The sequence below is a fragment of the Cobetia sp. AM6 genome, assembly GCF_009617955.1.
Lineage (GTDB): Bacteria > Pseudomonadota > Gammaproteobacteria > Pseudomonadales > Halomonadaceae > Cobetia > Cobetia amphilecti.
The window spans coordinates 3136618-3159607 of record NZ_AP021868.1 but is presented as its reverse complement, the minus strand read 5'-3'; the positions used below and the strand labels follow the sequence as shown (position 1 = coordinate 3159607).

Genomic DNA, 22990 nt, shown 5'->3' with positions numbered 1-22990 from the left:
TGTGGCAAGAGGCATCAGCTAACCACGCTTTTGGCCACACGATCGCAGAACGATAAAGACGCGGGAGATCAAGGTCGGCGTGCTCACTGGGCGCGCCGATTCTCCTTGAGGCAGCGAGTCAGCAAGGAATTCGATATGGCAGAACATGATGTGGCGTCGCCGGGGCTACCCGAGGCGTCGGATGACCACGACCCGAATCTGGGCACGCGGACGCCGCTGGACCGCCTGGTGGGCAAGGGCACGCGCGCCGCGGCGTGGCTGGTATTGCTGGCGATGGCGATCAGCGTGTTCGAGGTGGTGATGCGCTACGGCCTCGATTCGCCGACCTCCTGGGTGCACGAGACGGTGATCTTCCTGGTCGCGACCAGCTTCGCGCTGGGCGGCCCGGCGGCCCTGGCCAACAATCGCCATATTCGCGTGCGTGTGCTCTACGACCTGGTCGGCACGCGCTTTCGCTACGTGCTGGACTGTTTCAATGACGTGATGACGTTCGTCTTCTGTCTGGCGATGAGCTATGCGGGCTGGGTGATGTTCTGGCGTGCCTCGCACAGTCCGCTGGGCGAGTGGCAGCTGGAGCGATCCGGCACCTCATGGAATCCGCCGTTTCCGGCGCTGACCAAGGGCGTGATCCTGTTCGCGCTGGCGGTGATGACCCTGCAGGCGCTGTGGCATCTCTACCAGACCTTCTTCTCGCCCCGCCCGCCCGAGGGCGGCAGTGAGGGAAGTGGCGCATCCGACGCCACTTCCGATGCCGCTCCCGACGCCACAGCTGACCACAAGGAGCCGCGCTGATGGATATTGCAACGGCTACGATGCTGCTGGTCGGCGGCATCTTCGCGCTGCTGGTCACCGGCCTGCCGCTGGCCTTCGTCACCGGCCTGGTCGCGCTGGCCTACACCTTCGGCTGGTTCGGCCCGATGGCGCTGCCGCTGGTCACCAGTCGTGTCTATGGCTTCGTCACCGAGTATTCGCTGGTGGCGGTGCCGATGTTCGTGTTGATGGCCTCGCTGCTGGATCGCTCGGGGATCGCCAAGGACCTGTTCAATGCCATGCGCGTGATGGCAGGGCGACTGCCCGGCGGCGTGGCGATCCAGACCATCGTGGTGGCGTTCTTCCTCGCCGCGATGTCCGGCATCATCGGCGGCGAGATCGTGCTGCTGGGGATTCTGGCACTGCCGCAGATGCTCAGGCTCGGCTATGACAAGCACATCGCCATCGGCGTGGTGTGTGCCGGCGGCTCGCTGGGCACCATGATGCCGCCCTCCATCGTGCTGATCATCTATGGCCTGATCGCCAACCAGTCGATCGCGGACCTGTTCACCGCGGCGATCACCCCGGCCATCGTGCTGATGGCAAGCTACATCATCTACGTGCTGATCCGCTGCCTGCGCAACCCTTCACTGGGGCCGGTGATGCCCGAGGAGGAGCGCCGCGCCAGCTTCCAGAGCAAGCGTGAGCTGCTCAAGGCCATCGGTGTGCCGGCGGTCATCGCGGGGCTGGTGCTGGGCTCCATCTACGGTGGCGTGGCCTCGGTGACCGAAGCCGCGGCGATGGGCAGCTTCGGCGTGCTGGTGGCGGTGATGCTGCGCGGCGAGTTCTCCATCACCCTGATGCAGCGTGCGCTGTCCCAGACCATGAACACCTGCGGCATGATCATCTGGATCGGTATCGGCGCGGCGGCACTGGTCGGGGTCTACAACCTGATGGGCGGCAACCGCTTCGTGTCGAGCATGATTCTCGGCCTGGATATCCCGCCGCTGGCGATCATCATGGTGATGATGGCGATCCTGCTGCTGCTGGGGCTGTTCCTCGACTGGATCGGCATCGCGATGCTGACCCTGCCGATCTTCGTGCCGATCATCGTGCAGCTCGGCTACGACCCGGTATGGTTCGGTGTGCTGTTCGCGGTCAACATGCAGGTGTCCTTCCTGTCGCCACCCTTCGGGCCTGCCGCCTTCTATCTGAAAGGCGTGGCACCGGAAGGCATCAGTCTCAAGGATATCTTCGTCTCGCTGCTGCCGTTCATCGCCATCCAGCTGTGCGTGCTGGCGATGTTGCTGCTGTGGCCGCAACTGTCGCTGTGGCTGGTCTAGTCTCAACAGACTTAGCCGTAGACTCGACGCCCTCGCAGATGCGAGGGCGTCGTCGTTGGTGACGAAAGATTTGCGCCGTCGTGTGGCGAGGGGGCATGCATGGCAGGCTTTGTGCTCTTTTATGGTGCAAATGAGCGGACGCACAAACACAGCCACGGTGAGAAGGGGCAGGCTGTCATGGCAGCTGCACCATCTTGGCACATTCCCTGCAATGCTCTTGCAATGCCTGTCCGGTGCCACGAGATCCTGTCGAGGTGACCCCCGACACGCTGCAGCACTTCACGAGGAGAGTTCACATGTCAGAGACTCAAGCACCGCTGTTGTTGCTGACCGATCTGGATGGCTCGCTGCTGGATCACCACGATTACTCGCCTGGGGCGGCGCGCAGCTGGCTGACCCGCCTGCGCGCGCGCGGTGCCTGGATCGTCCCCAACACCTCCAAGACGGCGGCCGAACTGGCGCCGCTGATGGACTCGCTGGGCTTGGCGGGCCAGCCGTGGATCGCCGAAAACGGCGGCGTGGTGGCGTTGCCGGCCGATTGGCTGAGTGCCTACCCGCTGGAAGAGGCCAGCGCCCCGGACGCACACGGCCTGTGTCGTATCGCGGTGGCGATGCCCCGCGACAGGATTCTCGCGGTGCTGGAGGAGCTGAGCGGGGAGTTCGCCTTCGAGGGCTTTGCCTCGATGTCGGTGGCGAGAATCAGCGAGCTGACGGGGCTGGGGGAGGGCGACGCGGCCCTGGCGGGACAGCGTGATGCCAGTGAACCGCTGGTGTGGCGTGACGCGCCGGAGCGTCTCGAGGACTTTCGCACGCGTCTGGCCAGCCATGGCCTCAAGCTGACACGTGGTGGGCGCTTCCATCACGTGACCGGGGACAGCGACAAGGGCGTGGCAGCGCGCTATCTGATCGCCCGCTACCGGCTCTACGAGCGGGTGCGCCCCTGGACGCTGGGCTTCGGCGATGGCGCCAATGACCTGCCACTGCTGGCCGCGGTCGACAACGCTGTGCTGATCCCCGGCGTCGGTGATACCTCTCAGCGTGATCGGGAGCTTGCCGATTATCCGCTACTGGCGGATGAGCGCCGCTGTTTTCGCGCCAATCTCCCCGGACCGCAGGGATGGGTCGAGGGATTGCGTCACTGGCTGGCCAATGGCCAGCCGGAAGAATGGACATCCAGAGGTCTGGGCGCCTGACGCCTGCCTGATGCGTGTCTTCGGCATGACAAGGAGCTGACATGAGCGATTTTTACCAGAATGGCATCATCACCAACTTCCATAACCTGACCGATCGTCCGGTGGAAGATCTCGAAGCGGACCTGATGCGCTTCTCCCGCAAGCGACCGATGAGCCTGATTCTGCCGTCGCTGTATTCCGAGCTGGAAGGCCCGGCGCTCAAGCATATCGTCGAGGAGCTGGCGCAGGTGCCCTACCTCAGCGAGATCGTGATCGGGCTGGACCGCGCCGACCGTGACCAGTTCGAGCATGCCAAGGAGTTCTTCTCACATCTGCCGCAGCATCACCGCATCCTGTGGAACGACGGCCCGCGTCTGCGGGCGCTGGATGAGGAGCTGACCGAGCATGGCCTGGCGCCGATGGAAGCCGGCAAGGGGCGCAATGTCTGGTACTGCTCAGGCTACGTCCAGGCCTCGGGCATCGCCGAGGCGGTGGCACTGCATGACTGCGATATCGTCACCTATGACCGCGGCCTGCTGGCGCGCCTGATCTACCCGGTAGCCCATCCGCAGTTCAACTACGAGTTCTGCAAGGGCTACTACTCGCGCATCGCCCAGGGCAAGCTGAACGGCCGCGTGGCACGCCTGATGGTCACGCCGTTGATCCGTGCGCTCAAGAAGGTCTATGGCCCGCTGCCGTACCTGGATTATCTCGACAGCTATCGTTATCCGCTGTCCGGCGAATTCTCGATGCGCACCGACGTGCTGGCGGACATCCGCATTCCCAGTGACTGGGGGCTGGAGATCGGCGTGCTGTCCGAGGTCCATCGCAACTACTCCACCAAGCGTCTGTGTCAGGTGGACATCGCCGATGCCTACGATCACAAGCACCAGCCGCTGTCCGAGGAAGATGCGCTGGGCGGTTTGAATCGCATGAGTCTGGACATCGCCAAGGCCATGTATCGCAAGCTGGCCACGCTGGGCGTCGAGATGCACGGCGAGACCTTCCGCACCATCAAGGCCACCTACTACCGTATCGCGCTGGACCTGATCGAGACCTACTACAACGATGCCGTCATGAATGGCCTGACGGTGGACCGCCACAGTGAGGAAGCGGCGGTGGAGCTGTTCGCCGCCAACATCATGGATGCCGGCAGCGCCTTCCTCGACAATCCGCGCGACAAGCCCTTCATCCCGAGCTGGAACCGGGTGCAGTCTGCCGTGCCGGACCTGCTCGAGCGCATGCACGAAGCGGTGGAGCTGGACAACCAGTAAGGCTCGCGGCGGGAAACAGCAAGACCTACGACAACGGGGCTGCCACTGGCAGCCCCGTTGTCGTAGGCAGAGGAAGAAACGCGGGCGTCAGACGACCTCGATGGCCGGCGGGCGCACTGTTTGCTCCATCAGCCAGGCCGCCTGATAGGGACGGCGAGCCATGGTGGGGTCGTAGGCCTTGTCGTGGCACAGGTGGTCGGTCAGCGCGACGCCTTGTCAGCTTTCCGGCAGCGGCAGTACGCGCGGCTGATCGGTGACATTGAGGGCGAACAGCAGGCGTCGCCCTTCATGGGTGACGCGCTCGAAGACGAAGAAATCCGGGCCGACATCGAAGACATTCTGGTCGGCATCCGGGTGGAAGCAGGGTTCGTTGCGGCGCAGTGCCATGCGGCGCTTGAGGGCGTGGAAGACCTCATGGGTCGCGGTGTTGGGGCTTGCCAGCAGCGCTTCCAGTTCATCACGCTGCCATTTGCGGCGGTTGATGGCGCGCAGATGGCCATCGCGCTCGACGCCTTCCTGGTGGTTGGGAGTCGCGGTCAGCGAGTGGATGTACAGCCCCGGGATGCCCTGCAGGCTCAGCATCAGGGTCTGGCTGGCGATGAAGCGCTCGATCTGCCACGGGTCCTGGCCGCGCCGCGTGCCCTTGAGCGCATCGAAGTAGCTGATGTTGAGCTCATAGGGGGTGTCGGCGCGGCCCGGGTTGGCACGCATGCTGACGTAGCCACCGAAGTCATGCACCAGCCGCACCAGGGTGTCGCGCTCGTGGTCGGGCAGCAGGCCCTCAAGGGCGCGAACGCCGATACCGTCGTGACTGGCGGTGAAGTTGAAGTAGCTGCAGCCGGAAGGCAGGGACGGCAGGCTGGTGGCCCACTGGGTCAGGGCGCTGGCATCGCCGGAGGTCAGGGTGTGCAGCGTCAGCGGCGGCAGCGTGAACTGATAGATCAGGTGCGCTTCATCGGCCTGGGCGCTGCCCTCGATGGCGGTGAGGTCGTGCTGTGACAGGCGATCGAGCCCGAAGTAGGACATGTTCTCGGCGTGGGGCACGTTGGTTTCGGTGATCAACAGGCTGCCCGGCGCCAGATGGTCGACGATGGCGCGCAGCAGGCGCACCACGGCGTGTGTCTCCGGCAGGTGGATGCAGGAGGTGCCCTGGCGTTTCCACAGGAATGCCACCGCATCGAGGCGGATGATGCCCGCGCCCTGCTCGAGGTAGTAAAGCAGGATGCCGATGAACTCGAGCAGCACATCGGGATTGGCGAAGTTCAGGTCGATCTGGTCATCCGAGAAGGTTGCCCAAAGATGGCGCAGGCCACGACGGGTATGCACCGGCGTGAGCAGGGCAGATGGACGCGGGCGCACGACCTCGGAGACATCGGTGTCGGGGTCCATCTCGATGAAGTAGTCGCGGCCGGGCTGCACGCCGGCCAGATAATCGGCGAACCACAGTGACTCGCGCGAGCAGTGATTGATGACCAGGTCTGCCATCAGGTCGCGCTGCTCACTCAGGCGCCGGATGTCCTGCCAGTCGCCGAGGACCGGATTGACCTCGCGATAGTGGATGACGCTGAAGCCGTCATCGCTGCTCCACGGAAAGAAGGGCAGCACGTGGACACCGGACAGGCTGTCGTCCAGTCGGCTGGCGAGGAAGTCGTGCAGGGTCGCCAGTGGCGCCTCGCCTTCCTGCTGCAGGCTGTCGCCGTAGGTGATCAGCCACTGGTCGCGCTCGCTCCAGAGCGGCTCGCCTTCCGGTACGCGGGGGTTGAGGCGCGTGCGATGGAAATCCAGCACCGTCTCCAGGCGTCTGAGGACTTCTTCATGACGCTGTGGGTAGATCTCGGCGAGCAGGCGTGTGGCGTGCGCCTGGAAATCAGCTTGCGAGAGACGTTTGGCGAGAGAGACTCTGGCGCGTGGCCTGGCGCTGCCCTCGCTCGGCGCAGGATCTGAGGCAGTGGATGTCGAGTGATCGGGAGATGACGTATCGGACATGGGCAATCCTCGTGGCAGCAAAAGCGGTCAGACTCTGCCTCGTGAGCCGCAATGGCAGAGCGTGTCGCGGGTGATCTTCGGGAAGCCCGCCGGTGCAATCCTGCGGGGCCGGTGGCAAGACTGGAAATCACATATCAGATGAAGTCGGCTGGCCGTCGCTTGGTGAAATCCCTGAATGGCGCATCGCTCAGCGGCGCCCGTGGGTGACGGCCTGGCGCCTTTACTCATGAGTCATGCACGCCTCGGGCCAGATTCGTCAAGCCTGCAAGGCAGGACGGCCAGCCTGCATGTGCCGGCTGGCCGTCCTGTCTGGCGTCATGTGGCCTGCGGCCAGCTGACGCCACTGCGCTTCATGACATGCTTTACTTGCGCAGCACGCGATACAGAATCAGCAGAATGACGGCGCCGAGCACGGCAATGACAAAGCTGGCCAGATTGAATCCCGTCACTTCACCGAAGCCCATCAGGGTGCCGACCCAGCCACCGACAACGGCACCCAGGATGCCGATGATGCTGGTGACGATGATGCCACCCGGTCCTTGCCGGGCACGATCACCTTGGCGATGATGCCGGCAATAAGACCGAATATGATCCATGCAATGATTCCCATGTCGCAGCTCCTTGCGTCATCGTGATCAATCTCGCGGCAGAGATCATCTGCCGCCAGTCGTGAAAGGATTTCACGGCTCGGGCAAGCGTCCTTGTGAGGCGCTGCACCCTGATGTCATCTTTCGGTTATCGGGCGGGGATTTCAAGCCTGCTGGCAGGTTGATGGACGCTTTCGCCGCGGTGTCCGCCCCCCCGGGGCGACAATCCAGGAAACTCCTGTCGCCCCTTGGGCGCTCCTCAAGGCTAGTTCAGTCATGTCGGGGCTGACATAGGCTCCCGTGGCGGTGCCTTAACGGTTACAATACCCGCCATTCGCTGTCATTCGGCTGCGCTGCGCCACTTCCTCGCTGTGCTTCGCGCGGGGCCGCAGCCACCTCGCACCCAAGCAGGCTCTCCAACATGCACTGTCCCTTCTGTGGAACTCATGAAACCAAGGTCACGGATTCCCGACTGGTGGTCGAGGGTGACCAGGTGCGGCGGCGTCGCCAGTGCGCGGCCTGCGGTGAGCGTTTCACGACCTACGAAACGGCGGAGCTGGTCATGCCGCGCGTGGTCAAGGGCGACGGTTCGCGTGAGAGCTTCGATGAGCACAAGCTGCGTGCCGGCATGCTGCGCGCGCTGGAAAAGCGCCCGGTTTCCTCCGAGCTGATCGAGGCCGCGGTGGAGCGCATTCGTCAGCGTCTGCGTGCCACCGGCGAACGTGAGATCGAGGCGCGGCGCATCGGTGATGAGGTCATGCAGCAGCTCAAGCGGCTGGATCAGGTCGCCTATATCCGCTTCGCTTCGGTCTATCGTCGCTTCCAGGATCTTGATGAGTTCCGCGCCGAGATTGACCGTCTCGCCCAGGAACCCAGCTTCCTGCCGGGCGAGGAAGACGCGCGGCCCTGATGCCTCGCCACAGGCATCCTTGCAGATGCCCTCGAGGCCTGCGCCTGCTGGCCCTGTCGCGTCACGCTGCGTGGCTCAGGCCTCGGGGTATTGTCTGCCGTCTGGGCAACGCCTGACCTTCTCTCGTTTCACGCCAAGGTATCGCATGTCTCTTTCTCCTCATGCTTCTCATGCTCCCCGTGACAGCCACTCTCACGACCGCAGTGCTCCCTCGGCGCGTGATGCGCGCCACATGGCCCACGCCCTGCGCCTGGCACGACTGGGCAGCTACACGACGCAGCCCAATCCGCGTGTCGGCTGTGTCCTGGTAGAGGCCGAGACCGACGAGGTGATCGCGAGCGGCTTTCACGTGCGTGCCGGGGAAGGGCATGCCGAGGTCAATGCGCTGGCAGAGGCAGGCGAGCGCGCGCTGGGCTGCGTGGCCTATGTGACGCTGGAGCCCTGCTCCCACACCGGGCGTACCGGCCCTTGCTCACTGGCCCTGATCGCGGCGGGCGTCTCGCGGGTGGTGATCGCGATGCGTGATCCGAATCCGCAGGTTGCCGGGCGCGGCATCGCGCTGCTGCAGGGCGCGGGCATCGCGGTGACGGTCGGGGTGATGGAGCAGGAGGCGCGAGCGCTCAATCCCGGCTTCCTGTCACGCATGGAGCGCGGTCGGCCCTTCGTGCGCCTCAAGCAGGCCATGAGTCTGGACGGGCGCACGGCGATGGCTTCCGGCGAATCCCAGTGGATCACCGGCCCCGAAGCGCGCAGTGCCGTGCAGCGTCTGCGCGCGCGCTCCAGCGTGGTGATGAGCGGCATCGAGTCGGTCATCTTCGATGATTCGCGTCTCAATGTGCGCGCCGACCAGCTCGGGCTCGAAGACCATCCGCTGGGGCTCGAGGCGCTGGTGGCGCGTCAGCCGTTGCGCGTGGTGGTGGACAGCCATCTGCGTCTGCCGCTGGCGGCGCGCATTCTGGCGCAATCCGGTCGTACGCTGCTGGTATGTGTCGCGGATGAGACAGCGGCGCTGGCTGAGCGACGTACCTTGTTGGAGGCGGCCGGTGCCGAGGTGTTGGCGCTGCCGGCCGGCGAAGATGGACGCGTGGACCTCGAGGCCCTGCTGCGCTATCTGGCCGAGCACGAGCAGGCCAACGAGGTGCTGCTGGAAACCGGCGCGGTGCTGGCCGGGGCCATGATTAATGCGGGGCTGGTCGATGAGATGCAGATATTCATGGCACCGACGCTGCTGGGGGGCGAGGCTCGCCCGCTGCTGGCGCTGCCGGGGCTGGATCACATGGCGCAGCAGCGACGGGTCGAGATTCGCGGTATCCGGGCGGTGGGGCGTGATTGGCGCATCACCGCAGTGCCGGTAGCATCGCCAGACCCGCAGGAGAGCGGCGACTGATTTCTTCTTGTCACGCAAGCACTTGCCGCCGTCTGGCGACAGCGGCGTCGCTGGGTGCTGGCGCAAAACGGGGTGGCGGGGTACCCTGACGCCCGACTTTTTGATAATACGCGTGGGTCCGGCATGGGCCGGCGCAGCCCGTAAAGTGGAGCAAGCATGGCGCTATCAGGCATCGCAGCACTCGTCGAGGATATCCGGCAAGGCAAGATGGTCATCCTCATGGATGACGAGGATCGTGAGAATGAAGGCGACATCATCATCGCCGCGGAAGCCGTGACAGCCGAGCACATCAACTTCATGGCACGCCACGCGCGTGGCTTGATCTGCATGCCGATGTCGCGTGAGCATTGCGAACAGCTCCAGCTGCCACTGATGGTTCAGGCCAACGGTTCCGGCTTCGGCACCAAGTTCACGCTCTCCATCGAGGCCACCGAAGGCGTCACCACCGGCATCTCGGCGGCTGACCGCGCCCGTACCGTGCAGGCTGCCGCCGCGCGCAATGCGCGCCCGCAGGACATCGTCCAGCCGGGGCACATCTTCCCGCTGATGGCGGAACCGGGTGGCGTGCTGCGTCGTGCCGGCCATACCGAGGCGGCCTGTGACCTGGCGTCCATGGCGGGCTTTGGCGCGACCGGCGTGATCTGTGAGGTCATGAACGACGACGGCAGCATGGCGCGTCGTGAAGAGCTCGAGCGCTTCGCCGCCGAGCATGACCTCAAGGTCGGCACCATTGCGGACCTGATCGAATATCGCATCCACAATGAGCAGACCGTGGAAGTGCTGGACAGCGAGCAGGTCGAGACCGCCTTCGGCGAGCTGACGCTGCATTGCTTCAGCGATCGCATCCAGGGCCGTCACCACCTGGCGCTGGTCAAGGGCACGCCGGACGCCGAGTCTCTGACCACCGTGCGCGTGCACGTGCAGGACCCGATGCGCGACCTGCTGACCCTGCGTCAGCCGGGCAGCAGCAGCTGGGCGCTCAATGATGCGCTCGCCGAAGTCGCCGCCGCCGATGCCGGCGTGCTGGTACTGCTGGACACCGGCAGCGACGCGATGGATTACAAGGATCGTCTCGATGTCTTCCTCGGACGACGTCGTACGCCGCGCACCAACGAATCCGATGGTGCGGGCAATTATCTGACCACCGGTACCGGTGCCCAGATCCTTCGGGATCTCGGTGTCGGCCGGATGCGTCTGCTCAGCTCGCCGTGGAAGTTCTCTGCCCTGTCCGGGTTTGGCCTCGAAGTGGTCGAACTGGTCGGCAGTGATGACACGGCAGGCGAGACAGGCGCAGACGCCGCAGGCGCGTAAGCGCTTCGGCACCCCAAATGGCGGGGGAGGTTGCGCACTTCTGGCGGCCTTCCCCGGTATGATTGATATCCCCGCCCCGGTTCTCCGGGGCGCTAGCATTGTGGACTGACCATGCAACCGATTGCTCAACTCGAAGGCACTTTCACCAATGTCGATGGCCGTTACGTCATCGTCGTCGGGCGTTTCAACCACCATGTCGTCGACAGCCTGGTGGAAGGCGCGGTCGATTCTCTCGTACGCCACGGCGTCGATGAGGAAAACATCGACCTGATCCACGTGCCGGGTGCCTGGGAAATTCCGCTGGCCGTCAAGGCCGTGCTGGCCAAGGTCAAGCCGCACGCTGTCATCACGCTGGGCGCGGTGATCCGCGGTGGTACGCCGCACTTCGAATATGTCGCCGGTGAATGCAACTCCGCGCTGTCGCGTCTGCAGCTCGAATTCGACACCCCGGTCGCCAATGGCGTGCTGACGGTGAATTCCATCGAGCAGGCCATCGAGCGTGCCGGCACCAAGGCTGGCAACAAGGGTACCGAAGCGGCCATGGCGGCGATGGAAATGGTCTCCCTGCTCAAGGCCATGGGAGGTGACGCGTGAGCGAACGCAAGGAACGTACCGAGCGCGAGCCGTCCAAGCAGCAGCAGGCGCGTCGCGCCGCTCGCGAGCTGGCCGTGCAGGGCATCTACCAGTGGCAGATGACCGGCAAGAACATGACCACCATCGAAGCCGAGTTCCGTGGTCAAAAGGTCGACGATGACGTCGAGCTGCACGAGAACTGGGTCGAGGTGATGCGCATCGCCGACCAGGCCCTGTTCCACGAGCTGCTGCACAACGTGCCGCGCTTCCAGAAAGAACTGGATGCCAGCATCAGCCCGCTGCTCGACCGTCGCCTGCAGGATCTCGACGAGATCGAGCTGGCCATCCTGCGTCTGGGCGCTTACGAGCTGTCCAAGCGCATGGAAGTGCCGTATCGCGTGGCGATCAACGAAGGGGTCGAGCTGGCCAAGACCTTCGGTGCCACCGACGGGCACAAGTACGTCAACGGGATCCTCGACAAGCTGGCAGTCAAGCTGCGCAGTGCCGAGGTGACCCAGGCCCGCCTGCGCTGACATGCCAGGTGAATTCGAGCTGATTGCCCGCTACTTCCAGCGCGATCTGTCCGGGGCACCGGGCGTGTTGCTGGGGCCGGGTGACGACTGTGCACTTCTTGCCGCCAGTGATGGCATGCAGATGGCGGTCAGTGTCGATACCTCGGTGGCGGGGGTGCACTTCCCGCCGGATGCGCCTGCGGCGTCCATTGGCCATCGCGCCCTGGCCGTCAATCTGTCTGATCTGGCGGCGATGGGCGCGACCCCGCGCTGGGCGTTGCTGGCCCTGACGTTGCCGGACGTGGATGAAGACTGGCTGCATGGTTTTGCAGCCGGTTTCCACGCGCTGGCGGATCGCTACGGCATCGCGCTGGTAGGCGGCGACGTCACGCGCGGCGCGCTCTCCATCACGATCACCGTGCATGGCGAGCTGCCGTGCGTACTCGAGCCTGCCCAGCAGGCCGATAGCGTGACCCGCCCGATTCTTCGGCGTGACGGCGCCCGTGAGGGGGATCTCATCGCGGTCACCGGCCTGCCGGGGCTGGCGCATGCTGGCCTCAAGGCCTGGCAGGATGGCGTACGCGATGTGCTGAATCCTTGCCTGGCGGCCTACCTGCGACCAGAACCGCGGGTCGATGCGGGGCTGGCGCTGCGTGAGCTGGCCAGTGCGGGCCTGGATGTCTCCGATGGCGTGATGGGCGACCTGGCACACATCTGTCGTGCCAGTCAGCTGTCGGCGTCGCTGGAGCTTGGCGAACTGCCGCTGGCGCCGGAGCTGGTCACGGCGCTGGGCGAGCAGGGTGCCCGCGAGGCGGTCCTCAATGGCGGCGACGATTACGAGCTGTTGCTCACGCTGCCCCAAGAGAATCTCGAGACGGCCAGGCTCGCCCTGCGCTCGCTCAATCTGTCCTTGAATGTCATCGGTCGCATGCAGGCGGCGGGCAGCGATGCGCCGCGCGTGATGCTGATGGACAAGGGCGTTGAGCAGGCAGCGACGGGCCAGAGCTGGCAGCATTTCTCTGCCTCGCAGGCTTCTGTCACACAGGGCTCTGACACACAGGTCTCTGCCACGCAGGCTTCTAGGGCAGACGGCTCCGGCGGCGATGCGTCGCCACGCAACGCGAACGGGGTGGCACTATGAATCGCGCTCCCGCCAGTGTCTGGCGGCGCCCCGTCCACTTCCTGGCCTTCGGTCTGGGCAGTGGTACCGCGCCCTTTGCACCGGGCACCTTCGGTACTCTCGCGGCAATCCCGTTCTACTGGCTGATGACCAACCTCACGCTGTGGCCGTATCTGGCCATCGTGCTGGTCGCGTCGCTGGTCGGGATCTGGATCTGTGATCGCACCTCGCGCGATCTCGGTGTGCATGATCACTCCGGGATCGTCTGGGACGAATTCGTCGGCTATTGGATCACGATGGCCGCCGTGCCATTCTCTTGGCAGGCAGCGCTGTGGGGCTTCGTGGTCTTCCGGGTCTTCGATATTCTCAAGCCATGGCCGATTCGCTGGGCCGACCGCCGGGTTGCCGGTGGCTTCGGCATCATGCTGGATGACGTCTTCGCCGGTATCTATGCCTGGTCGACGATGCATCTGTGGCTGTGGTTGCACTGACGCTTCGCTGCCTTGGTGGCGAGGCTCACGCACATGTTTCACTGATGGAAGCAGATGCGACAAGAGGCACCGCGCAGACGGTGTGATGCTCCAATAACGGACAAGGGTTAATGCGATGGGCAAGGGACTGGTAACCGCGACGGCAGTGGTCGTCATCGGGGCAGCCGGCTATGTCGGCGGCGTGGCTTACTCAAGCCAGCGCTTTGAAGATGAGATGGCCCGCATGGTGGCAGAGCTCGACAGGAGCTCCGACATCAAGGCGACCCGTGAGGATGTCGACAGCGGCTGGTTCGGCTCCACGGGCCGGGTAGAGATGGAACTCGCCACCGGGGACGGTGAAGGTCCCATGCGCATCGTACTGCCCTATGAAGCCGGCCACGGCCTGCTGTCGACCACCATGCAGGGCAACGTCAAGGTGCTGTACGGTACGCCGTCACGCGATGTCTTCGCCGAAGTGCTCGGCGATGGCAAGGCGATCGCCTTCGATGGCAGCGTCGACAACTTCAGCGGCGCCAGCGACACCACCCTGACCTTGCCGGCCTTCGACTGGCAGGACTCGGAGAGCGGCACGCGCATCGACTTCCAGGGCGGTGAGCTGCTGGCCTCCCACGATGGCGGTGACACCCCGGAAATTACCGTGGATGGTGAGATCACGCCGTTCGATATCACCAATGGCGCCGAGAAGGTCAGCGTCGGCACCCTGAGCCTCAACGGCATCTATCGCGGGGCGGACAATGACTTCCGCCAGGACGACAAGATCGTGCTGGACACCCTGACCATCGACAACGGCACCGGTCAGCCGCCGGTGGTCGCCAGCGACATCCGTTACAGCGGCGAAACGCGTCTGGACCCGACCGAGCTGCGCTATCTGATGAAGCTGTCGGTGCAGGATGTCAGTGCGGGTGATCAGCAGATGGCCAGCGGCGACGTGTCCATCTCGATCGACCGTCTGCAGGGTGCGGCCGTCTATGACTTCATCACCCAGCTGCAGGGCTTGCTGGAAGAAGCGGGCAAGCCGTTCGAGGAGCTGAGCGAAGAGCAGCAGGTCGCCATCCTCGAGAAGGTCGAAGCGCCGCTGTTCACCATGCTGAGCACCTCTCCGCGCATGACGCTGGAATCGCTGAATGCCAAGAGCGATGCCTTCGGTGTCGACATGCAAGGTGATGGCCAGATGATTCTCGATGGTGCCGACATCACTGATCTGACCATCCAGGAACTGCAGACCGTACCGGGTCAGCAGGCCTTCCTGAATCGTCTGAGCGGGCGCTTCGAGTTCCGCAACGTGCCGCCGATGATGGCCATGATGGCGGGTGTCTCTCCGCAGGCCGCCGACCGCAACCTCGTGGTCGAGATCGACGGTGACAGCGTGAAGATCAACGGCACCCCGATCTACTGAGCGCCGCGCAGTATGCTGGAAACGACAATGCCCGCCTCATGGCGGGCATTGTCGTTTCCAGGGGGCGCATCAGGTGCCACCCTGAACACGCAGTGTTGCGCCCCCGGTGCGGCAAGCCTGCCTTGATAAAGTGGCTCACTGGCCGCATTGGGGGAGATGATCGCCTCAACCGAGGCCTGGTTTCATGAGGGTTGCATGCCACGTCACGAAGAGATTTCCGATAACGACGATATTCTTGCCGGCTTCGAGGATGACAGCCAGTCACAAGAGCCTTCTTCTTCTTCCGCCTCGGGTGGGCTGGTGCCCAGTGGTGACCAGCTGCCGGAGCGCATCTACCTGCTGCCGATTCACAATCGCCCGTTCTTCCCGGCCCAGGTCCAGCCGCTGGTGATCAACAAGCAGCGTTGGGCCGAGACCATGCAGCTGGTCGGCAATACGCCGCATCATGCTGTCGGTCTGGCCTTCGTCGGCGATGTCGAGGTCGATGAGCTGGGGGTCGAGCACTTCCCCGAGATCGGCTCTGCCGTACGCGTCCACAAGCCTGAAGACGGCGATGACCAGGTACAGTTCATCGCCCAGGGACTGCGCCGCTTCCGCATCACGCGCTGGCTGTCGCGCAAGCCTCCCTATCTGGTCGAGGTCACCTATCCGCGCGAGCCGGTCGATGCCGAGAGCGATGAGGCGCGCGCCTACGCGATGGCGATGATCAACGGCATAAAGGAGCTGCTGCCGATCAACCCGCTGTACGGTGAGGAGCTCAAGCAGTACCTCAACCGCTTCAGCCCGCATGAACCGGGTCCGCTGACTGATTTCGCCGCCGCCATCACCTCGGCCAAGGGCGCTGAGCTGCAGGAGGTGCTGGAGTCGCTGCCGGTGATGGAGCGCATGCAGAAGGTGCTGCCCCTGCTGCGCAAGGAAATCGAGGTCGCACAGCTGCAGACCGAGATCTCCCAGCAGGTCAACGCGCAGATGGAGAAGCATCAGCGCGAATTCTTCCTGCGCGAACAGCTCAAGGTCATCCAGCGTGAGCTGGGCATCTCCAAGGATGATCGCGAGAACGACGTCGATACCTTCCGCGGCCGTCTCGACGAGCTCAAGGTGCCGGAGCGTGTCCAGTCGCGCATCGATGATGAGCTCGACAAGCTGTCGGTGCTGGAGACCGGCTCGCCGGAATACGGCACCACGCGCAACTATCTTGACTGGCTGACCTCGCTGCCGTGGGGCATCACCTCCACCGATCAGCTCAATCTGGCGCATGCGCGCACCGTTCTCAATCGCGATCACGATGGGCTGGATGATGTGAAGTCACGCATCGTCGAGTTTCTGGCCGAGGGCACCTTCAAGGGCGATGTCGGCGGCTCGATCCTGCTGCTGGTCGGCCCGCCCGGCGTGGGCAAGACCTCCATCGGGCGCTCCATCGCCCAGGCACTGGGTCGTGAGTTCTATCGCTTCTCGATCGGTGGCATGCGTGATGAGTCAGAGATCAAGGGCCATCGCCGCACCTATGTGGGTGCCATGCCCGGCAAGCTGGTGCAGGCGCTCAAGGAGGTCAAGGTCGAGAATCCGGTGATCATGCTCGATGAGATCGACAAGCTGGGGCAGTCCTTCCAGGGCGACCCGGCCTCGGCGCTGCTCGAGGTGCTGGATCCGGAGCAGAACGTCGACTTCCTCGATCACTACCTCGATGTACGCCTCGATCTCTCCAAGGTGCTGTTCGTTTGTACCGCCAATACGCTGGACAGCATTCCCGGCCCGCTGCTGGACCGTATGGAGCAGATTCGCCTCTCCGGCTACATCGCCGAGGAGAAGATGGCGATCGCCAAGCACCACCTGTGGCCGAAGCTGCTGACCCGCGACAATATCCCCAAGAAGCGCATCAATCTGAGTGACGCCGCGCTGCGTCAGGTCATCGAGGGCTATGCCCGTGAGGCCGGCGTGCGCCAGCTGGAGAAACAGCTGCACCGTATCGTGCGCAAGGCGGCGGTGAAGTTGCTGGAAGAGGAGCTTCCGACCGTGAAGGTCTCGGTCAAGAACCTCGAGGAATTCCTCGGTGCGCCGATCTTCCGTCGCGAGAAGGTCCTGGCCGGCGAAGGCGTGGTGACCGGGCTTGCCTGGACCAGCATGGGCGGTGCGACCCTGCCCATCGAAGCTACCCGGGTGCATGGCCTGACACGTGGCTTGAAGTTGACCGGCAAGCTGGGCGACGTGATGCAGGAGTCGGCCAACATCGCCTACTCCTACACCCTGGCCAATCTCGAGGCCTACGATGCCGAGCCGGACTTCTTCAACGAGTCCTTCATTCACCTGCACGTGCCTGAAGGCGCGACGCCCAAGGACGGCCCCAGCGCCGGCGTGACCATGACCACGGCGCTGATGTCGTTGGCCAAGCATCAGGCGCCGCGCAAGGGGCTGGCGATGACCGGTGAGCTGACCTTGACCGGTCAGGTGCTGCCGGTGGGCGGTATCCGCGAGAAGGTGATTGCGGCGCGGCGCAGTGATATCTACGAGCTGATTCTGCCGCAGGCCAACCAGCGCGATTACGATGAGCTGCCGGAATACCTGAAGGAAGGCATGATCGTGCACTTCGCGGCGCGCTACGCGGATGTCTCGCGTGTGGTCTTCGACAGTGACAGCGCCCAGCGTCATTGAGTGGTGTGTGATCAGCGGCGAGCCCTGAGTGGCAAGCGCTGATTGCCAGGCTCTGATTGCCAGGCTCTGAGCGCCAGATGCTGAGCTCCACCAGCGCCGAAGTCAGCCGCAAGACGACAGAGGCCCCGCCAATTGGCGGGGCCTCTGTCGTTTCTGTGCTTTCTGCTGCCTGTGCTTTCTTCTTGCTGTGCTTGGGTTTGTCGATTGTCTGTCGATTCCGGGAAAGTCTGGGAGAGCGATTGGAAGAGCGATCGGGAGGGTGGTCGTGAAAGGAGCTGGTCAGCCTGGCTCGTGCTCAGGCGGTGTCGAGTTGCTCGAGGACGGCCGCCTCGGCGGCATTGCGCCCGACGCTGGCGATGCCGTTGTCGCGGCCGGATTCCGACTTGTACATCTGACTGCGGCCGATCTGCTGGCTGTTGGCGGCCAGCAAGGTGAAATAGAAACGTCCGTCCTTGGCGACTTCCCGGGTGAAGCGTTTTTCCTCGACGGCATTCTTGCGCACGGATTCCACGCCGTTCAGGCAGCCGCGCTTGTCGGCATAGCCCTGACTCTGCAGGATCTTCTCGCCGTTGCCTGCCTTCAGTGCAAAGTAGAACTTGCTGTCCTTGCCCCGAGTGATGACGAATTTTCCGGCCATGGGTGACTCCTGTTCCTTGTGGGGTGTCTGGCATTGCCTGATGTGTCGTCCTTCAGTGTAATCAGCGCCTCCCGCCGCAGGCCCACGCTAGAGACCGCTTCATTCAACGCTTTCGGTGCTTGTCGGTATCTTTCGGGGCTACTGATGGCGTGGGCGGTGCTATCTGGTAGGCAAGCGGGGCCGGTACATGACAGAATTGACCCTAGGCAGACAGCGTTGACCCAAGAGGTACGCGTCTCCTCTGGACACCAGGTGTGCGTACCCCGAGCGGGGCGCCGCCTGACCAAAACAGAAGCCGCTCCCGTGCGGAGTGATTCTGCAGCGGATTGCGCAGAAGGGCGGCGTCAGTTTCCTGATCCTGCCAGGCGCAATTCCATGAATCAGTCCCTCTTCGCACAGGAGAGCGGCCAAGCATTGAATGAGGTTTACCATGCCAGAGTATCGCTCCCGTACGACCACCGCAGGTCGTAACATGGCCGGCGCTCGCGCCCTGTGGCGCGCCACCGGCATGAAAGATGGCGACTTCCAGAAGCCGATCATCGCCGTTGCCAACTCCTTCACCCAGTTCGTGCCGGGCCACGTCCACCTCAAGGACATGGGGCAGCTGGTCGCGCGCGAGATCGAGAAGGCCGGCGGTGTCGCCAAGGAATTCAACACCATCGCGGTCGATGATGGCATCGCCATGGGCCACGACGGCATGCTGTATTCGTTGCCGTCGCGTGACCTGATCGCCGACAGCGTCGAATACATGGTGAATGCCCACTGTGCGGATGCGCTGGTGTGCATCTCCAACTGTGACAAGATCACCCCGGGGATGTTGATGGCCGCCATGCGCCTCAACATCCCGGTCATCTTCGTCTCCGGCGGCCCGATGGAAGCCGGCAAGACCAAGCTGCTGGATCACGGCCTCGATCTGGTCGATGCCATGGTCATCGCCGCCGATGACAGCGTCGACGACGAGACGGTCGCCGAGATCGAGCGCAGCGCCTGCCCGACCTGTGGCAGCTGCTCGGGCATGTTCACGGCCAACTCCATGAACTGCCTGATGGAAGCGCTGGGTCTGGCATTGCCGGGCAACGGCACCGTGCTGGCCACGCACTCCGATCGTCGTCGCCTGTTCGAGAACGCCGGGCATCGCATCGTCGAGCTGGCGCGCCGTTACTACGAAGGCAACGAAGAGCACCTGTTGCCGCGTGCCATCGGCTCCCGCGCCGCCTTCGCCAACGCGATGACGCTGGATATCGCCATGGGTGGCTCGACCAATACCATCCTGCACCTGCTGGCCGCCGCTCAGGAAGCCGGTGTCGACTTCACCATGTCCGACATCGACAAGCTGTCCCACAGCGTGCCACAGATGTGCAAGGTGGCGCCGAACACCCAGAAATATCACATCGAGGATGTCCATCGTGCCGGCGGCATCATGGGGATCCTGGGCGAGCTGGATCGTGCCGGTGTGCTGGATACCTCGGTGCCGACCGTCTACGGCGACTCGCTGTCTGCGGCGCTGGAAGAGTGGGACATCATGCGTTCACCCACTGATGAAGTCGTCGAGTTCTATCGTGCCGGCCCGGGCGGTATCCCGACCCAGACCGCCTTCTCGCAGAGCGCGCGCTGGCCGAGCCTGGATGGTGATCGCGCCCAGGGCTGTATCCGCGATTACGACCATTGCTTCTCCACCCAGGGCGGCCTGGCCGTGCTGTACGGCAATATCGCACTGGATGGTTGCGTGGTGAAGACCGCTGGTGTCGATGACTCCATCCTGGTCTTCGAAGGCCGTGCCTACGTCTGTGAGTCCCAGGATCAGGCGGTGGAAGACATCCTGGCCGACAAGGTCAAGGAAGGCGACGTCGTGATCATCCGCTACGAAGGGCCGAAGGGCGGTCCGGGCATGCAGGAAATGCTCTACCCGACGTCCTATCTCAAGTCCAAGGGGCTGGGCAAGGCGTGTGCGCTGCTCACCGACGGTCGTTTCTCCGGCGGTACCTCGGGCCTGTCCATCGGCCACGCGTCTCCGGAAGCGGCGGCGGGCGGTGCCATCGGTCTGGTCGAGCATGGCGACACCATCCTGATCGACATCCCGAACCGCACCATCAACGTCAAGCTGAGCGACAGTGAGCTGCATGAGCGCCGTGAAGCGATGGATGCCCGTGGCAAGGATGCCTGGAAGCCGAGCATCCAGCGCAACCGTCGTGTCTCCGCCGCGCTCAAGGCCTATGCCTTGCTGGCGACTTCCGCTGACAAGGGCGCCGTGCGCGACCTGAGCAAGCTGGACTGAGAATCGGTCTCAGATATCTGACCCGGTCTCTGAGCAGGCCTCTGCGCTGAAACACCGCGCAAGCCTGTGTGACTCCTGTATGTCTCCTTTGTGAGTACTGAGTGAGTGCTGAGTGAGTCAAACGACAACGGCCACCCCTTGGGGTGGCCGTTGTCGTTGATGGGGAGGTGCCTGAAGGGCATCCGCGGCAGGCCGCACACACGAAAGGCGCCACTCAGGGCAGATCGGGTGAGGGGAAGCCGCTCGGTGACTGGGGGCTTGCGAAGGTGTCCGTCGGGATGACCGGCTCAAGCTCCAGGAAGCGCACGCGATTGCGTCCCTGGCGTTTGGCCTTCTTGAGTGCGTGCTGGGCGCGCTCGCAAAGCTCGAGACGGTTGGCCAGCGTGAGCGTATCGGGTGCCGGATGATAGCAGGTCAGCCCGATGCTGCAGGTGACCGGCCCGTCGAGACCATGCAGTTCTGCCGTGGCATGGCGGACGCGCTCGGCGAGGATGATGGCGCCGCTGGAATCTGTCTGGCCCAGCACCGCAATCAGCGAGCCATCATCACGCTGGCTGAGCAGGTCGCTCTTGCGTGTCGCGTTGCGCAGGATAGTGGAGACCTGCTGCAGAGCACGGTCTCCTGCGGCGCGGCCGTACTGGCGATTGAAGTCGGTAAAGGCATCCACGTTGAGCAGCAGAATCGACAGTGGCTGCCCATGGCGCGCACTGCGCGCAATTTCACCATCCAGCTGTTGCTCGAAGATCTCCGTGGGCAACAGCTTGTCCAGCACCGACGGCACGGCCGGGCCCGGGGGCGCCATGCTGGCCAGCTTGTGCCGCATGCGGGCCAGGCTCTCCTCGTGGGAGCGCTGCTCGCTGAGATCCTGGTGCTGGCTGAGAATGACGCCGGAGTGGCTGTCGATCACATCCAGATGCAGCATGACTTCGATGATCTGCCCCTGTCTGCCCAGATAGCGATGCGGCTGCTCGAAGTGGGTGATCTCGCCGGCCTGCATGGCCAGAAGCGCCTCCTGACAGGCCTGCATGTCAGCAGGGTGGGAGACATCCTCCAGCGCGCCACGCTGCAGTTCACTCCTCTCCGTCCCCAGCAGTTGGGCCAGCGCCGGATTGAGACGTGTCCAATGGCCATGGAAGTCCATGATCGCCATCGGGAGCTGGCAGCGCGAGAACAGCAGCTCCATCTCCTGGTAGGCGAGGCGCAGGTTGCTCAGTTCACTGGTCAGCCGCTTGCGCGCATTCTCGCGATCGATCAAGCCTCCCAGCAGGCTGGCCAGTGTCTCGACCAGTGCACGATCGCTGGCGCTGAAATCTGCCGCGCGCGGTGAGTTGTCGCCGAAGCAGACGGTGCCGGTCAGACGGCCTTCGGTCCATACCGGGGCGGCGATATAGCTCTGGAAGGGCATCGACTTGAGGGCCGGATGAGCCTCGAGTGCTGGCGTGGTCGCGATATTGGCGTAGGCGATGCAGCCAGCCTGCTCAACGACTTCATTGCAGTAGGTCTCGTTCAGCGGTGCGATCGCGCCCTCGACCTTGCCGGGCGGCGGATTGACCGCCGCCATGATTTCATAGCGATTGGCCTCAGCGTGGCCGAGGATGCCGGTGGTCATCCCCAGCAGGCGGCAAGCGGTCACCAGGTACTCTCTGAGCTGTTCGCTGAAGGTTCCCGCAGGCGCGAGTGTCAGGGCAAACAGCGCTTGCAGCTGGGCGGGTCCGAGATTCTCATTGAGGAAGACAGTCGCGGCGGCGGCTTGTGGCGAGAGCTCTGAGGTATCAACGGGACTCGAATGCCCCGAAGAGGGTGGTCGCGCGGGCGGAGTAGGCAGCATGTGACATCCTTATCTTGCATGTTGCGGGGAGAGGGAATGACCAAAAAAAGAGTATGGCGGTTGGGAGCGATGAACGGGCGTTTTGCCGGGGCAGGAAATCAACTGTTCATACACGTAAGACTGGCGGGGCTTTTCGAGGTGCGACTGGATTGGAGGCGCGCCAGGCCGTGACTCTGGTGGTGGTACAAAAGAAACGGGGAGGCCGGTCGATGGCTGATCGACGGCCTCCCCGACAAGTTCTTTCTCTGCCCACCATGATGCGTCGTCATGCGTGGCAGAGTCTGTGTGCCGCTTGTCCTGTCATCCGTGTCCTGTGCCGTTTCACACCTGATGTCACCGGTGGGGCAGGCAGGATCCCGCTGTTGTCATGCGTATCGTTGTTGGCTCAAGCGGCTTCTGCCAGCTGAGGTTCCGCTGTCGCTTCCATATCGATGGCTTCCAACGCCAGTTCGATCGAGAACCAGTTGTCGTTCAGCCACAATTCCAATGCTTCATTGCTCATGCACATCGTCAAGTCTCCCCGAGAGTAGTGGCAAGCGCGTGTGTGTCATGGTGTGCTGCCGGTAAGCAGCAATCATCAGTATGGCGTCTCCTTGCCGAGAGCGAATGAAGTTTGCGCGACGATATGATGTCAGCAGCCTTGGATAGCGAAAGCAGGACATCACCCATGGTCAAATGACCATGGGTGATGTCCTGCTTTTCGTGAAGGATGAGTCTCTCAGTCTCGAGAGCTTGCTTGCCGGGAAAAGCCTTTCCTTGCCAGTGAGCGCTTCAGGCTGTTGGCGAGGC

Annotated in this window: 18 protein-coding genes; 14 read left to right on the top strand and 4 right to left on the bottom strand. The window is 63.7% G+C overall.

What is annotated here, in order from left to right:
* The first annotated feature begins 135 nt into the window (after nt 1-135).
* The 4 genes from CLAM6_RS13265 (at nt 136) to CLAM6_RS13250 (ending at nt 4539) form a co-directional block, all read left to right on the top strand.
* Nucleotides 136-792, top strand: coding sequence for a TRAP transporter small permease subunit (locus tag CLAM6_RS13265; protein ID WP_153636355.1), 657 nt, complete (start codon nt 136-138; stop codon nt 790-792).
* A complete protein-coding gene (locus CLAM6_RS13260; RefSeq protein WP_043331381.1) occupies nt 792-2093 on the top strand; it encodes a TRAP transporter large permease in 1302 nt (433 codons plus the stop codon). The genes CLAM6_RS13265 and CLAM6_RS13260 overlap by 1 nt, the downstream gene beginning before the upstream one ends.
* Nucleotides 2094-2389: 296 nt before the next feature.
* Nucleotides 2390-3286: an HAD-IIB family hydrolase gene (locus CLAM6_RS13255; protein ID WP_153636354.1), complete on the top strand. Its 897-nt coding sequence runs from the start codon at nt 2390-2392 to the stop codon at nt 3284-3286.
* Nucleotides 3287-3327: 41 nt separating this feature from the next.
* Nucleotides 3328-4539 carry a hypothetical protein gene (locus CLAM6_RS13250; RefSeq protein ID WP_054555542.1) on the top strand — a complete coding sequence of 404 codons (1212 nt, stop codon included), beginning with the start codon at nt 3328-3330 and terminating at the stop codon, nt 4537-4539.
* A 216-nt stretch (nt 4540-4755) separates the two neighbouring features.
* Here CLAM6_RS13250 and CLAM6_RS13245 read toward each other — a convergent pair whose 3' ends face one another.
* Together CLAM6_RS13245 and CLAM6_RS13240 are read right to left on the bottom strand one after the other, a co-directional pair.
* Nucleotides 4756-6525, bottom strand: coding sequence for a sugar phosphorylase (locus CLAM6_RS13245; RefSeq protein WP_153636353.1), 1770 nt, complete (start codon nt 6523-6525; stop codon nt 4756-4758).
* Nucleotides 6526-6887: 362 nt separating this feature from the next.
* Nucleotides 6888-7121: a GlsB/YeaQ/YmgE family stress response membrane protein gene (locus CLAM6_RS13240; protein ID WP_441303499.1), complete on the bottom strand. Its 234-nt coding sequence runs from the start codon at nt 7119-7121 to the stop codon at nt 6888-6890.
* Between the two features lie 412 nt (nt 7122-7533).
* On the opposite strand from CLAM6_RS13240, the gene nrdR reads away from it, so the two are divergent.
* The 9 genes from nrdR to lon all read left to right on the top strand — a co-directional run bounded on the left by nrdR (nt 7534) and on the right by lon (nt 17461).
* Nucleotides 7534-8022 carry a transcriptional regulator NrdR gene (gene nrdR / locus CLAM6_RS13235; protein ID WP_043331377.1) on the top strand — a complete coding sequence of 163 codons (489 nt, stop codon included), beginning with the start codon at nt 7534-7536 and terminating at the stop codon, nt 8020-8022.
* Between the two features lie 232 nt (nt 8023-8254).
* Nucleotides 8255-9409 (top strand): bifunctional diaminohydroxyphosphoribosylaminopyrimidine deaminase/5-amino-6-(5-phosphoribosylamino)uracil reductase RibD, encoded by a 1155-nt coding sequence (gene ribD, locus CLAM6_RS13230; protein WP_242007828.1) that lies wholly within the window; start codon nt 8255-8257, stop codon nt 9407-9409.
* A gap of 156 nt (nt 9410-9565) precedes the next feature.
* Nucleotides 9566-10720: a bifunctional 3,4-dihydroxy-2-butanone-4-phosphate synthase/GTP cyclohydrolase II gene (gene ribBA / locus CLAM6_RS13225; RefSeq protein WP_054555540.1), complete on the top strand. Its 1155-nt coding sequence runs from the start codon at nt 9566-9568 to the stop codon at nt 10718-10720.
* 111 nt (nt 10721-10831) lie between these two features.
* A complete protein-coding gene (gene ribH, locus CLAM6_RS13220) occupies nt 10832-11314 on the top strand; it encodes a 6,7-dimethyl-8-ribityllumazine synthase (protein WP_043331374.1) in 483 nt (160 codons plus the stop codon).
* The gene (gene nusB / locus CLAM6_RS13215) at nt 11311-11826 is read left to right on the top strand and encodes a transcription antitermination factor NusB (protein ID WP_054555539.1); all 516 of its coding nucleotides are present in this window, start codon (nt 11311-11313) and stop codon (nt 11824-11826) included. Before ribH ends, nusB begins: the two co-directional genes overlap by 4 nt.
* A gap of 1 nt (nt 11827) precedes the next feature.
* Nucleotides 11828-12946 carry a thiamine-phosphate kinase gene (thiL, locus tag CLAM6_RS13210; protein ID WP_153636351.1) on the top strand — a complete coding sequence of 373 codons (1119 nt, stop codon included), beginning with the start codon at nt 11828-11830 and terminating at the stop codon, nt 12944-12946.
* Complete coding sequence (locus CLAM6_RS13205) at nt 12943-13416, top strand: phosphatidylglycerophosphatase A family protein (protein WP_043331372.1); 474 nt, start codon at nt 12943-12945, stop codon at nt 13414-13416. The genes thiL and CLAM6_RS13205 overlap by 4 nt, the downstream gene beginning before the upstream one ends.
* Nucleotides 13417-13531: 115 nt before the next feature.
* Complete coding sequence (locus CLAM6_RS13200) at nt 13532-14812, top strand: DUF945 family protein (RefSeq protein ID WP_153636350.1); 1281 nt, start codon at nt 13532-13534, stop codon at nt 14810-14812.
* 195 nt (nt 14813-15007) lie between these two features.
* Complete coding sequence (lon, locus tag CLAM6_RS13195; protein ID WP_153636349.1) at nt 15008-17461, top strand: endopeptidase La; 2454 nt, start codon at nt 15008-15010, stop codon at nt 17459-17461.
* Nucleotides 17462-17756: 295 nt separating this feature from the next.
* Here lon and CLAM6_RS13190 read toward each other — a convergent pair whose 3' ends face one another.
* Nucleotides 17757-18098, bottom strand: coding sequence for a YegP family protein (locus CLAM6_RS13190; protein ID WP_043331370.1), 342 nt, complete (start codon nt 18096-18098; stop codon nt 17757-17759).
* A 430-nt stretch (nt 18099-18528) separates the two neighbouring features.
* Here CLAM6_RS13190 and ilvD point away from each other — a divergent pair, with 430 nt between their 5' ends.
* The gene (ilvD, locus tag CLAM6_RS13185; RefSeq protein WP_107336223.1) at nt 18529-20373 is read left to right on the top strand and encodes a dihydroxy-acid dehydratase; all 1845 of its coding nucleotides are present in this window, start codon (nt 18529-18531) and stop codon (nt 20371-20373) included.
* Between the two features lie 214 nt (nt 20374-20587).
* On the opposite strand, the gene CLAM6_RS13180 is transcribed toward ilvD, so the two are convergent.
* Nucleotides 20588-22201 carry a sensor domain-containing diguanylate cyclase gene (locus CLAM6_RS13180; protein ID WP_153636348.1) on the bottom strand — a complete coding sequence of 538 codons (1614 nt, stop codon included), beginning with the start codon at nt 22199-22201 and terminating at the stop codon, nt 20588-20590.
* Nucleotides 22202-22990: the final 789 nt, after the last annotated feature.

What these genes read in the sequence shown, in the direction of transcription:
- ribBA (WP_054555540.1), top strand. Translation starts at nt 9,566, where the DNA reads ATGGCGCTATCAGGCATCGCAGCACTCGTCGAGGATATCCGGCAAGGC.
- CLAM6_RS13260 (WP_043331381.1), top strand. Translation starts at nt 792, where the DNA reads ATGGATATTGCAACGGCTACGATGCTGCTGGTCGGCGGCATCTTCGCG.
- ribD (WP_242007828.1), top strand. Translation starts at nt 8,255, where the DNA reads ATGGCCCACGCCCTGCGCCTGGCACGACTGGGCAGCTACACGACGCAG.
- ribH (WP_043331374.1), top strand. Translation starts at nt 10,832, where the DNA reads ATGCAACCGATTGCTCAACTCGAAGGCACTTTCACCAATGTCGATGGC.
- nrdR (WP_043331377.1), top strand. Translation starts at nt 7,534, where the DNA reads ATGCACTGTCCCTTCTGTGGAACTCATGAAACCAAGGTCACGGATTCC.
- ilvD (WP_107336223.1), top strand. Translation starts at nt 18,529, where the DNA reads ATGCCAGAGTATCGCTCCCGTACGACCACCGCAGGTCGTAACATGGCC.
- thiL (WP_153636351.1), top strand. Translation starts at nt 11,828, where the DNA reads ATGCCAGGTGAATTCGAGCTGATTGCCCGCTACTTCCAGCGCGATCTG.
- CLAM6_RS13265 (WP_153636355.1), top strand. Translation starts at nt 136, where the DNA reads ATGGCAGAACATGATGTGGCGTCGCCGGGGCTACCCGAGGCGTCGGAT.
- CLAM6_RS13250 (WP_054555542.1), top strand. Translation starts at nt 3,328, where the DNA reads ATGAGCGATTTTTACCAGAATGGCATCATCACCAACTTCCATAACCTG.
- CLAM6_RS13190 (WP_043331370.1), bottom strand. Translation starts at nt 18,098, where the DNA reads ATGGCCGGAAAATTCGTCATCACTCGGGGCAAGGACAGCAAGTTCTAC.
- CLAM6_RS13200 (WP_153636350.1), top strand. Translation starts at nt 13,532, where the DNA reads ATGGGCAAGGGACTGGTAACCGCGACGGCAGTGGTCGTCATCGGGGCA.
- CLAM6_RS13180 (WP_153636348.1), bottom strand. Translation starts at nt 22,201, where the DNA reads ATGCTGCCTACTCCGCCCGCGCGACCACCCTCTTCGGGGCATTCGAGT.
- CLAM6_RS13205 (WP_043331372.1), top strand. Translation starts at nt 12,943, where the DNA reads ATGAATCGCGCTCCCGCCAGTGTCTGGCGGCGCCCCGTCCACTTCCTG.
- CLAM6_RS13240 (WP_441303499.1), bottom strand. Translation starts at nt 7,121, where the DNA reads ATGGATCATATTCGGTCTTATTGCCGGCATCATCGCCAAGGTGATCGT.
- CLAM6_RS13245 (WP_153636353.1), bottom strand. Translation starts at nt 6,525, where the DNA reads ATGTCCGATACGTCATCTCCCGATCACTCGACATCCACTGCCTCAGAT.
- CLAM6_RS13255 (WP_153636354.1), top strand. Translation starts at nt 2,390, where the DNA reads ATGTCAGAGACTCAAGCACCGCTGTTGTTGCTGACCGATCTGGATGGC.
- lon (WP_153636349.1), top strand. Translation starts at nt 15,008, where the DNA reads ATGCCACGTCACGAAGAGATTTCCGATAACGACGATATTCTTGCCGGC.